General features: G+C 61.9%; 9 protein-coding genes and 1 pseudogene. 3 read left to right on the top strand and 7 right to left on the bottom strand.

Annotated elements, in window-relative coordinates:
- Nucleotides 1–17: 17 nt before the first annotated feature.
- The 5 genes and pseudogenes from mcrC to H7E91_RS08935 all read right to left on the bottom strand — a co-directional run bounded on the left by mcrC (nt 18) and on the right by H7E91_RS08935 (nt 7,228).
- A complete protein-coding gene (mcrC, locus tag H7E91_RS08955) occupies nt 18–1,130 on the bottom strand; it encodes a 5-methylcytosine-specific restriction endonuclease system specificity protein McrC (RefSeq protein ID WP_206680400.1) in 1,113 nt (370 codons plus the stop codon).
- Nucleotides 1,097–3,322, bottom strand: coding sequence for an McrB family protein (locus H7E91_RS11815; RefSeq protein ID WP_182354760.1), 2,226 nt, complete (start codon nt 3,320–3,322; stop codon nt 1,097–1,099). The genes mcrC and H7E91_RS11815 overlap by 34 nt, the downstream gene beginning before the upstream one ends.
- Before the next feature lie 47 nt (nt 3,323–3,369).
- Complete coding sequence (locus tag H7E91_RS08945) at nt 3,370–4,098, bottom strand: PIG-L deacetylase family protein (protein WP_182354759.1); 729 nt, start codon at nt 4,096–4,098, stop codon at nt 3,370–3,372.
- Between the two features lie 137 nt (nt 4,099–4,235).
- Complete coding sequence (locus H7E91_RS08940; protein WP_182354758.1) at nt 4,236–5,204, bottom strand: MATE family efflux transporter; 969 nt, start codon at nt 5,202–5,204, stop codon at nt 4,236–4,238.
- Between the two features lie 176 nt (nt 5,205–5,380).
- A pseudogene (locus H7E91_RS08935) lies at nt 5,381–7,228 on the bottom strand (BCCT family transporter).
- Nucleotides 7,229–7,502: 274 nt separating this feature from the next.
- Here H7E91_RS08935 and H7E91_RS08930 point away from each other — a divergent pair.
- From H7E91_RS08930 to H7E91_RS08920, 3 genes are all read left to right on the top strand, one after another.
- Complete coding sequence (locus H7E91_RS08930; RefSeq protein ID WP_182354813.1) at nt 7,503–7,823, top strand: YchJ family protein; 321 nt, start codon at nt 7,503–7,505, stop codon at nt 7,821–7,823.
- A gap of 64 nt (nt 7,824–7,887) precedes the next feature.
- The gene (locus H7E91_RS08925; RefSeq protein ID WP_182354757.1) at nt 7,888–8,460 is read left to right on the top strand and encodes a nitroreductase family protein; all 573 of its coding nucleotides are present in this window, start codon (nt 7,888–7,890) and stop codon (nt 8,458–8,460) included.
- Nucleotides 8,461–8,592: 132 nt separating this feature from the next.
- The gene (locus tag H7E91_RS08920; protein WP_182354756.1) at nt 8,593–9,531 is read left to right on the top strand and encodes a serine hydrolase domain-containing protein; all 939 of its coding nucleotides are present in this window, start codon (nt 8,593–8,595) and stop codon (nt 9,529–9,531) included.
- Between the two features lie 65 nt (nt 9,532–9,596).
- Here H7E91_RS08920 and H7E91_RS08915 read toward each other — a convergent pair whose 3' ends face one another.
- Complete coding sequence (locus H7E91_RS08915; RefSeq protein WP_182354755.1) at nt 9,597–11,168, bottom strand: FGGY-family carbohydrate kinase; 1,572 nt, start codon at nt 11,166–11,168, stop codon at nt 9,597–9,599.
- A gap of 203 nt (nt 11,169–11,371) precedes the next feature.
- Entirely contained in the window at nt 11,372–11,821 is a 450-nt protein-coding gene (locus tag H7E91_RS08910) for an OsmC family protein (RefSeq protein WP_182354754.1), read from the bottom strand.
- Nucleotides 11,822–12,071 lie beyond the last annotated feature (250 nt).

The raw sequence follows: 12,071 nt of genomic DNA, 5'->3' as shown, positions 1-12,071 counted from the left end.
AATCCGCGGGTGCTTCGCTAAGCAGTCGCCAGCGCCGCGGGCTCGGCTGTCGACCTCACCTGGTCGGCGATGCCGTCGAGTCTGTGCCGCAGAAGCTCCCATGGAGAGCTGAGGTCGAGCGTCTGAGCGGCAAGGCGAGTTCCCTGGATCGTGACGTCGAGGTCCGGCGATCGTGACCCGGATGTCTGGGCGTAGAGGAGCAGGGCGCCGACGGTGCCACTCTGCTCAATGTCGGCATTTTTTGCATACGCGAACATCTGGTAAAGATGCGCGGAGCGCACCGTCCCCTTCCCATAGTGGCCCGTCTGCTGCGCCTCGGTGTAGTACTTCGCGTCGATGATGAGGGTGCGGCGCCCGCTCCGAAGCGTGACATCCGTCCTCATCTCCGGGAGCTGCGCCGCGTTGTACGAAGCTGCACGGTCGAGGTCCCAGGGAACCTTGCGGGCGGCGGGGGAGAGCTCGGGATGGTGGTGCTTGAAGTACTCGAGCAGAAATCGTTCGTACAGGCGACTCATCTCCTCATCCGCGACCCAGGACCGGAGCTTGAGTTCTCCGGACTGTTGGGTGGCGAGCAGCCCGCGGACGACGAGCTCGCAGACGCCGAGCAGGAGCCGGTACGTGGCATTGGCGCGGTGGTAGGTCAGTGCGCTCCACCTGATCTCTGAGGGGGCGATGTGGGTGACCTCCTCGAGATAGGGCAGGAGCCGGCGCAGGCCATCGCGACGATCTCGGTCGACGTCACCATGGCGGATGAGAAGGATGATGACCGATTTCAATGCCCGGTTGTGCGGAGTGTCCGCCACGTATTCGTCGAAGTCGCACACGAGCCTGCCACGCAGAGTCGAACGGGACGCGGCCGTCGTCGCGATATCGATCCGTCCACGCACCGTCGTCAGCTCCTCGCTCCGCATCCGGTAGTCGCGATGGAGTCCGCGCTTGACCTGCGACCCCACACCGCGCAGCAGGATTTCGGCGAACAGGTCGTGGATGCGGGTGAAGGACTCGCCTTCAACCTGCTGGACCCCATCGCTCTTGATCGCCCGGAACGCGTACGCCAGCATGTAGTGCACGTTCCTGATGAGGATCGGGTTCTCTGTCATGTAAGGGCGCTCCGCAGAGCGTTCGCCCACTCGTTCGCCTTCGCATCCTCGTCGAACCAGTACTCCTCCAGCAGAGGAATCAGCTCGTCTACGACGACTGAGAAGAGCCAATCCTCGTCGTCAACATTCGAGGGTTGCGGCTTGATGAGGTAGCTGTGCCCAATCTTGAAGCCTGGGCCCAGTCCCGGGTCGGCCCCGATTTCGCTGTTGAGTTTGACGACGGTCTCGACGAGCACATCCAAGGCAGGGCTGCCGACACTCTCTTTCCAGGCTTTGAAGCCTTCCGAATCGAAAGCGGGAGTCATTGTGAAGAATCCGAAGCGCCTGCGCAGCGCGTAGTCGATGACGGCAAGACTGCGATCGGCGGTGTTCATCATCCCGATGATGTGAACGTTGGGAGGGACGGTGAAGTCCTCCTTCTTATAGAGGAGGCGCAGTTTCCTGCCGCGCTTGTCTGCTTCGATGAGCATGAGCAGCTCGCCAAAGATCTTCGAGATGTTGCCGCGATTGATTTCGTCGATGATGAAGAAGTATGGCCTGCTGGGATCGTCCGCTCGGGCCTCCTCACAGAACTGGTAGAAGGGTCCCTCGTCGAGGACGAAGCCGCCCTGCTCGGTCGGACGGTAGCCCATGATGAAGTCCTCATACGAGTAGCTCTGATGGAACTGAACCATCTGGATACGGTCGTTGTCCCTCTCGCCCATGATCGAGTGGGCAAGCCTTCGAGCCGCGAAGGTTTTTCCGACACCCGGCGGCCCTGCGAGGATGATGTTCTTCTTTCTCAGGAGGAGTGAGCGAAGCCGGTCGTAATCACTATCTGAAATGTAAACGTCCTCGAGGAAATCCTCGCGTGTGTACGTCGGCAATGGTTCTGTCGTCGACGGCGCTTCTGCTGGGAGGCCGTCTGTGAAGAGCGCCTCGAGTCTGTCGATCTCGTCTCGCTTATCGGAGATATCGGTCAGGGTCTTGAGTGGTGCAGAGTCGGAAAGCGGCCATGATCCCTTATGAGTCCAGTTGACTGAACGGACGTGGCGGTAAGATTCCCGGTCCGGTTCGTAGCGTGCATCAGACGTCACTTCGCCGCGGCCGACGATCTCTTGTCGGCCCCTCTTCGCGTACACGATGTCGCCAATACGCATCTCCTGCTGGAACTGCCATACCGCCAACGCATCGTGCTTGGCAGAGGAGCCCGAGCCGTCCCCAGCCAGAATCTGGCGGATGGCCTCCTGGCTTTCGTACTCTGTGGGATCACCGAGCTCGTCCCACCCGATTGCCATCAGCTCGTTCGACGAGAACTCATCCCACTTGGAAGCCTGGCGTCCAGGCGAATACATCCAGTACCTGCGAGATCTCGGCTCGTCCGTCCACTCCGGATCGGCCGTCGGCGCCGGAGGATCCCAGACCTCTCGAATGCCTGGAGCCCAGAAGGTGAATTCACCGGAGATCTCCTCCGCGAGAACCGCACGGATGTTGAACAGATCTCGGTCTATTGCATCAGGGCCATCTCCGGTCGCGCCACCGACACGGTCCGCTAGAGCCTTGCGAATTTTCTTCTTCTTCTCCGCGGATGAGATCGCTTCGAAGGTATCGGGGCAGGCGAGGAACTGGAGGACGTTCCTTATGTCGGAACGGTCCTTGCCCGACTCGAGCATGACCCTCTGAAGCTCCCATGGACTGTTTCGCGCGATTATGCGTTCGTCTTCCCCGAGGCTGTTCCAGTGGATCATGAACGTCGCGGCCCACGTGAGGTGCAGCCACAGGCCACCGTAATATCCCTGACTGCCCTTCAGCCCGGCCCGTCCTGCGGGACGGGCCGTCCATTCGAGCATCTTGTCCGGGATCGTGACAGGGCTGTCCAGGTTTGCGAGCACCTGCTTGAGATTCGTCAATCGGGTTTCTGGCCGGCTATTGCTCAGCACGAATTCGCGCAGGAAGACGAGCTCGGCCGCAAGCAGTACAGTCTCTCTCTTTGCTCCACTGAGCTGGATGTCGAGCTTGTCCCATTGCCCCATGCTCTTGCCATGGATGGGATCATCCCCGACCCGGGCCCGAAGCTCCGCCCCGGCCTCAGCAGTCCAGATCGTCGCAGAAGGGTCGATGACCGACCTGCCGTCCCCGAGCATGTGGTCGAAGATCTCGCTCACGTCGCGTGCGAGTGCGACGTCTGCGCTCGGCCGCGAAGCTTGAATTGCCATGTAAGTGTCGTCATTGACTTCAGTCATGCCATCATTCTGTCAGTCGCCGGAGCCACTTTCCCGGGATGGGTGATTCAGGTCGAGAAGGAGGAAGCCCCGTCCTGCCTGGACGCAGACGACTGGGGATCGATGCGCGGTCGGCGCAGCCAGATGAGGTGCTCCTCGTCGCCCTGAAGCTCGAGCCGGCGCCAGAGCACACTTCCCGGCACTGCTTGACTCGCGTGCTTGGCGATGGCGCGGTTCTGGGCTTCACGATCAACATGAACCACGATGTCGCCCATGTTGCTACTGCTGGCGAACGGTGCTCCCGTCTCGGCCCGCAGAGCTTCCACCACCTCACTCGACAGCGTCCACGTGAGCACCGGCAGATCAAGCTCCTCGCTGGCGGCGAGCGCGGCGTGTGTCGCCGCGATGTGGTCAGGGTGGCCGGTGATGCCGAGCGGGTCGAACGTAAGAAGTGCGTCTGCTCCAGCCTCCAGGGCTGCCTCAGCGACGTGCGTGCGCAGTTCATCGGCATCGCAGTCCGCCAGCCCGCCGTCAGGATGGCCGAGGAGAATGGTCGACGCGGCTCCGAGCTCCTGGGCTGCGGTGCGCAGCTCCTCGGCCCGGACCACTGCAAGGTCAGGACGGGCGCCCAAAGTTGATGCCTCGCCCTGCGTGAAGCAGAGGATGTCAACCGCGGCGCCCTGCGACGCGAAGGCATCGATGACGGCGCCGAGTCCGAAGGACTCGTCATCTGGATGGGCGACGACGACAAGGACGCGGCGCCATGTGGGCAGGTGGTCGGCAGGTTCTCGGCTCATAGCCCCAGTATACCCCTAGGGGTATAGCAGTGCGACCGATTGCACCCTCGGCCTCAGGATCTGCGAGGGTCAATAGCTTCCGCCAGCGATCCGCTCGACGACGTGCCGTCGGATGTCTCGGCAGGTCCCGGGGTCCGCTAACGCACCTCCGGGAACGCGTCAGGGGCTTCAAGCCCGTACTTCCTCATGAGGAACAGGGTCGCTGCGTACAGTTGTCCCTCGTGGGCGAGGCGGCCAAGCGCGTGCTGATTGAAGCCTGCTCCCAGGAGCATGCCGACAATCGGAATACCCGCTGCCGAGCTGTCCAAGGCCAGCACCTCTCCCTCTCCAACCGTTTCGATGAGATCTCCCGCTGCATTCGCCACCCGAGGGTCCTCGGCGACCCGCGCGCTCCACACCTGTGCAGATCCGACAAGAGCGTCCCCTGCCGCGCCGGCTTCGCTGACACCCTCGGCTTGAACTGCATCGTGAAGGACGCTGCTTCGAGCAATGGCGTTGATAATGTCGCCCGGGTCGAGGTCGGCAGGACCGAACCCGAAGGAGTGGGCGATATGTGTGGCAAGCGCAATCGTCAGGGCGCGAACCACAACGAGGTCGAGCGAGATGGCGGCGAAGCCCGCGGCGGGAACCGGAACGAGGGAAAGTGCGCCGACGGCGCCGCCCTCGAGCAGGCCAACAGACCGCCAGTGCAGTTCCAGGTGGCGGTCACCCCCTTCGACCGTCTCCAGATCGAGGTCTCTCATATCCGCCAGAGTGCGGAGCATGATGCCATCCTCCGCAAAGGAGTCAATGGTCGTCTGCGGATCGGTCAGCCGGGCCGTCAGCGTCGTGGTGGAGCGGAGCAGGTGGAGCACCGCATCGGAAGTCATGCGGCTTCCACGAAAGGGGGCTCGAGCGTGCTCGACTGTGGAATGCACGGCGTGTTCGACCACCTCGACGGCGGGGGTTGCCACCCTGCTGACCTGTGCCGCGGTCTTTCTCAGCTGCCGAGTCACCCTGTTCGGCGGGAGTTTTCGTTTTTCGGCGGCCAGCCGCCAATGCTCGGTCAGCTCGTCCCATCTGCGCTGCTCGTAGGCAGACATCTGGTTCTCGGGCGCGTCATCCATGGCCTCAGCCTAGGCCGCCGTGGCCGTGACCGCTGGTGCTTCAGCCGAGGTGACGGCAGCTGAGAGGCCGGGTTAGTCGCCCAGGAAGCGGGGCCGAAGCGGGGGCCGCGGCGCCCCTGGCAGGGCGCCGCGGCACTGGAGGCCTCAGGTGTCGAGTCTACCGTCAGCTGCGGTTGTCATTCCTTCTCGCCGTTGCTGTCCTTGACGCCACTCTCATGTGCCGAATCGCCGTTGGTGTCGTCGATGTCGCCGGTCACGATGAGATCACCTTCAACGACAACATCGCCGGGGAGCTTCCACGCCCCCTCTTCCAGCTCCCAGTAGGGCTCTTCGATGGGGTTGCCGTCCTCGTCGTATCCAGGAGCGGGCTGGTTCTCGCCTTTCTCCAGGGCGTCGGCGTCGAATGTCCTGTCCCAGTACCTCGTTCGTGGCGCGGGCACTGCCGCGGCGTCCTCCGACATGGCCTTGACGAGGGCCCACATCATGAAGAACTCAATGAGGAAGAAGGGGAGGGCGACGATGATGACGACCTCCTGGATGGCGGCGATGCCGGACTCGGGGGCGATGAGGATGAGGGCGGCCGTGACCGCGCCGATCCCAATGGCCCACCCGACCCGGTAGATCGTGGGAGCCACATTCTCCTCACCGGTCGAGAACATGTCCATGACGAGTGCCGCGGAGTCGATCGAGGTGATGAAGAAGATGATGATGATGAGGAGGGCAATGGGCCCGACGATGGCGTAGAGCGGGTACTGCTCGAGCAGGCTGAACAGTGCCATCTCCGTATTGCCGTTCTCGACGACCGGGCCGGTGAGGACTCCGGGGTTATCGAGCTCAATCTCGAGGGCTGCGCGGCCGAAGATCGAGAACCAGATGAGGATGAAGGCGGAGATGAGGCCGAGGACGCCGCCGATGAAGCCGCGGACGGTGCGGCCTCGGGAGATGCGGGCGATGAACATGCCGACGTAGGGGCCCCAGCAGATTGTCCATGCCCAGTAAAACGCGGTCCACGTCGCGTGGAACCCCGGGTTCTCGTCGTAGCTGTCGACCCAGAACATGAGTTCGGGCAGGGAGGTGGCGTAGATACCGAAGGATTCGACCGACTGGTTGATGAGAGTGAGGGTGGGGCCAGCAAGGAGGATAAACACCATGAGCCCAACCGCCATCGCAATATTGGCGTTCGAGAGAATCTTAATGCCGCGGTCAAGGCCCGTACCGACCGAGATGCAGGCGGCGACCGTGATGACGAGGATAATTCCGAGGTGAATTCGTGACGCGATCGGCACGCCCCACAGGATGTTCATGCCCGCGTTGATCTGCAACACGCCAAGGCCGACCGAGACAGCGATACCGAACGTTGTCCCGATGATGGCGATCGCGTCGATGAGCTTGCCCGGCCAGTCATACACTCACCCTTTGAGGAGCGGGCTGAACACTGATGATATGCGTTCCGGCATTTTTCTCTTGTAAATGAAGTAGCCGAGCGCAAGCCCTGGCAGGGCGAAGACAACCCACATGTGGGCGGCAAAGTGGTAATACGTGAATTCGAATGCCTGCTCGATTGCCTCAAAGGACATGGGTTCGAGGTCGCCACGGGGCGGGTTGTACGCGTGATGGAGCGGCTCCGCCGCTCCCCAGAACATAAGGGTTGCGCCCAGGCCCGCTGCGAACAGCATTCCAAACCAAATCGGAGTCGAGTACTCCGGCTTGTCATCATCGTCGCCAAGCTTGAGCTTGCCGAATGGCGAGACGAACAGGACGAGAAGGAACACAAAGATCGCCGACACACCGCCGATGTAGAGCCAGGCGAAGTTGTCCATGAGGGCGCTGGAGACGGACCCGTAGAGGTTGCGGGCTCCCGCGCCGAAAGCGATGGTCCCTGCGACGAAGATCGTGATGAAGCCGACCGCGGTCAAGAAGATCAACGGGTCGGTCTGGAGTCCGAACAACCGCTTCTCAGGCGGTTGCCCGACAGGGGGCTCGGATGCGGTGGGTGACGGTCGGTCGTCGTTAGGTTCGGTCATCATTCCTCGAAATCGAGCGTTTACCTGTCAAAGAAGCCTCAAGAGGCATGACAAGTGCACTCTGCGAACGTGACGGTCGTCACATTCCGGCGCTCGTCTATTGGTGGAGAGCGAGATGGCATGCGGCATCACCCTGCGACGCGCTAGCGTTCTAACTGCCGGGCACGCCGTCGAGATCCATCTCATCGTCAGTATTCCGCAGATCCAGGCGCCACGTCCTGATTGCAGCGGACGCACGGGATGCAAAACTGGCATTTGGAAGAATGGGGCTGTGATGACAGAGGAATGGCCAGAAACGGCCGAGGCTCTCATGCGCTCACGGTTCGCCGCTTTCGCATCGGGTGACGCGGACTGGCTACTGCGTTCGTGGCATGAGTCGACGCGGCCGGACGAGCTCGACCTGTCCGACAATCCGTTGTGGCGAGGGCTTCAGATTGTCGATGTCGTTGGCGGGGGCCGTCATGACGACACCGGCATCGTCGAATTCCGCGCCACGTACCTCGACAGTGGCTCCGTCGGAGTCCTTCACGAGCGTGCCCGTTTCATGAGAGAAGATTGCCGCTGGTTCTATGTTGACGGGCAGATCTTGGGCTGAACAGCCCGCCTCTTTGTGGGCTGTGCCATAGCGCTGGGTCACACGATGTCCGAGTATAGAGCCTATGAAGTTCTTCTCTGATCCGGTACTCGACTCGATGGCCACTCGACGGTCTGTCTCGAAAGTCGGTCCGGAGACCCCGACTGATGACGAACTGCTCAGGCTTCTTACGGCGGTTACGCCGGTTGCTGATCATAAAGCGCTCCGTCCGTGGCGCCTCATCCCGCTACGCGGCGATGATCGGATGAAGCTTGCCGAGGCACTTGACGCCGCGCAGGGCATTGACCGGGAACCGGGCGAATACAACACGAAACCGTTCCGGGCCGAGCTCCTCATCGCCATCGTTGCCAGCCCGAAAGAACATCCCAGCGTTCCGGTGTGGGAACAGCATGCAACAGCCGCCGGCGCAGGCCACCTCCTCGAACTTGCACTGTGGCGGGCGGGGTGGGGCGTTATGTGGCGCACGGGCCTCTACGCCAACTGCCCCGAGGTGCGCACGGTGCACGGCTTGGAGGACGACGAACTCCTCATGGGCTGGCTCTATGTCGGGAGCATCGACGACGCATTCCGAAAGCGGATGGAGGAGTCGAAGCGGCCCGGCCTTGATCCCCGTCAGTTCCTCGGCACGATGCCCTGAGAACGGCGGCGAGCAAAGCATCCGCCGCAAACACGGCACAGCGTCGACGGGTCCCACGGCAAGGGCTGTCTTCGGCCGCTCTGTCTGCTCACGCACTAGGCTGGCGGCAGTGGACCACGAAGAGGGAGAATCATGGATCGCCAACAGTTTGATGGCCTCGTTCAGCTTTTTGAATCAGCTCTCGATGGCGAGGGCAATAAACTCAACATGCATTACCTGCTCATCAAGCAGGGGGAAACGGAGTTCTTTCACGCATTCGGTGGCCGAACCGAGGCGTCGGACATTCGATCGATCTCGAAGACGGTCATGGCGCTCATCCTTGGAACGATCATCGAGTCCCGCGAGGACATCGATGAGGACACGCCTGTGTGGCCGATCCTCGAACCACTGAGCACTCTCACCCGTGAAGAGAATCGGGAGAAGCTTGAGCGGGTCAAGATCAAGCACCTCATGAACCACACGATTGGCTTCGACAGGATCCTCATGATGAGGGGGGACATCGGGAACATGGATCCCGCTGACTACATCGACTACATCGTCAATGAGCCCATTCCCCACGAGCCAGGCACGCACTATCTCTATTCAAATGCTGGCTTCTACCTGCTCTCCGCCCTACTGCAGGAGTATCTCGGGGAAGACCTGCAGGACTATGCGGACAGGGCACTTTTCGGGCCCCTCGGCATCACCGACTACCGGTGGGAGCGCTACGGAGATTACCTCGCAGGAGCGACACGGCTGTGGCTTCATCCGCACGACATGCTCAAGATCGGCGAAGTCCTCCTTCACGGCGGCCAGGGCATCGTCTCACCGCAGTGGGTTGAGCGCATGAAGCAGTTCACCGACTTCACCCCGGGCGTCGACACTCCGCCTAACCCGCTCTTCCGCCGCTGGGCCTACGGCTCAAGTCTGTGGCTCAGCAACAAGAACGGGATCTTCTTCGGACACGGCACCGACGGGCAAACCCTTGCCATCGTTCCCGACCGCGATGCCATCGTCGTCACGACCGCCCATCAGGTCGACGTCACCCGTTTAGAGGAGCTCGTCGATAAGGCGATCGCCCTGCTCTACTGATGAAAGGGTGTGGCCGGCTCGAAGCCGGCCACACCCATGAGCCCCGTGACGCGGGGTAGCCTCAGTCAGTTTGCTCCGCTGTGGCGGGCGGTCACCTCGGCTAGTTCGTTATAGACACCGTTATCGGCCCACGCGAGGAAGGCCTTCTCGAAGACGGCAAAGAAGTCGGAGTAGATGGCGTGCGCGTCCATGTTCGGCTCAATGAAACCATGGGTGTGGACCATCGCGTCGACAGCTGAGTCGATGTCGGGCAGTTCACCGGCGCCGACAGCGCCAAGTATCGCAGCGCCGAGTACCGCACACTCCGAGACTTTGAGTCGCTCGACCGGCCGACCGTATATGTCCGCCTGCATTTGACTCCAGAACAGCGACTTTGCGCCGCCACCGGAGAGCCGGATTGTGTCGAACGGGCGGCCGAGCGCACCTTCCATCGCTTCCACCGCCATCCGCAATTCGTAGATCACACCTTCGAGGACTGCGCGGGCAGCGTGATGGCGGGAATGGATCTGGGTGATGCCAAGCATGCCGCCACGTGCGTTGTCGTGGAAATGCGGGTTCGCTTGGGAGTTGAAGAAGGGGAAGAACAGGAGGCCGTCACAACCGATTGGCGCCTGCTGTGCCTCGAGGGTGATGAGGTCGTAGGGACTGAGATCGAGAGCCTTGGCCGCTTCGACTTCGGGTTGACCATACGTGTCTCGCCACCAGCGCAGCACAACACCTGCTGCGTGTGCCGTTCCCTCCATGTCCCAGCGGTGGGGAACGGCGTGAGCGCCAAAGGAGACGCCACTCGTGATGTTCTCCGCCATATCCGGCGCCTCGTCGAGCTGGGCGACCATGACGGCAGCGGTGCCGAGTGACAGCTCAGCCATACCGGCCTTCGTGACGCCCGATCCAACGGCGGCGCACTGCTGGTCTCCGCCACCGGGGCTCAGAACGGTGCCCTCTGCGAAGCCGGTGGCCGCAGCGCCCTCCGCAGAGACCACTCCGACCTTGCGCAACTCGTGGACGATGGGCGGCATCATGTCGAGATCGAGCCCAGCCCGCTCGAATAGTTCGGGGGCGTACTCGAGAGTTTTGATGTCGAACATGCCGTTGTAGTTGAGCGCGGATGGGTTGGCGAACAGCTCGGTCGAGCCGAGTCGATGGAGGATCCATTCCTGGCCGTTGAGGAACTTCCATGTGCGACTGTAGATCTCGGGCCGGTTTTCTTTCAGCCACTTGAGCTTCGGGTACACCCACAGGCTCGACGGATTGAGTCCTGTGATGGAGTAGTAGCCTTCATCGCCGAACTCATCGATGATCCACTGAGTCTCCTTCGTGGCTCTGCCGTCGGACCAGACGATCGCGTCGCTCAGCGGCTCCCAGCTTTCGTCGACGGGAACGAAGGACCCGCGCTGTGACGAGACTCCGATGGAGACGATCTGCGTCAGGTCTCCTTTGAAGCGGCTCGTCGCCTGCTTCGCGGCCGAGCAAAGCCCGTCCCACAGCTCGTGCATGTCCTGATCCACCCATCCAGGGTGGGGGTGCTTCGTCCGATATTCGGAGTAGCCGCTACTCATGATGGTGCCGTGCCGATCGAAGATCATGACTGTTGTGCCGGTCGTGCCAGCGTCGATGCCAGCGAAGTACTTCTCCATGGATATTCCCCTCGGGTTCGCGAAAACCGGCCGCGACGATGCGGCCGGAGGATTTTGTTGTGACGCGAAACTCAGTCGTTGAGTTATTCCCGACTATACCTTGGTCTGTGTGATCCAGCCATCATCCGGCGAGCTCGGCACCTTCATCCGCCATCGCGCAGCCCCGGCCTGGGCCGGGACTACGCCACGACAGCGGCATGAGGTCAGGTGGTGACAGGAAGCGCGAGCTCGTGGGTGGATAATGCGGGGTTGCTCAGCGTGTCTTGCACCGGGCAGTGTGTCTCGACGAACTCGAGGAAGGACTCGATCTCGTCGCGGGTGTTATCCGCGTCGATATGGAACGTCGTGTGGATCGACGAAAAGCCAATCTTCGCCGCTGTGTTGATGCCGAGGAAGCCGTCCGGATCGAGGGTGCCGTGGCATTCGACAGAGACGTTGCGCAGTTGGATGCCGTGCGCGGGAGAGAAGACCCGGACGACGATGCACTTGCAGGCGCCGAGAGCGCCGAGAAGAGCCTCAACAGGATTCATACCCATGTTCGTACCACCCAGTTCAAGCGGCTCGTCCAACGTGAATGACATGTCTCGCGCGGTCACAGTTGTCTCAAGGTTAACGGGGGCACTGGCGGTTGCCGTGAACGTCGTATCAGCCATTGATACTCTCCCTTCATAGTCGGTGACCTGAGTTTAAGGAACTGGGAGTTCCTCCACATGAGCCAAACGGCCCCGGGTCCAAAGGCCCTCTGGCAGGCAGGGCAAGGGCGTGGCGCGGCGGGCACACAGTGCGGGAGGTTCCGGCTCGCCAGATTGACCTACAGGGACATGAGGGGTGGGGCCCCCACCGGGGGCCCCCCCCGGGGCCGTGTGGGGGGTGTGGTTGCTAGTGGGTTGGGGCTGCGAACCC

Origin of the sequence: Flaviflexus huanghaiensis (assembly GCF_014118685.1) — a bacterium.
Taxonomy (GTDB): domain Bacteria; phylum Actinomycetota; class Actinomycetes; order Actinomycetales; family Actinomycetaceae; genus Flaviflexus; species Flaviflexus huanghaiensis.
Note: the sequence above shows the minus strand (reverse complement) of the source record. Positions and strands in the feature narration are given on the sequence as shown.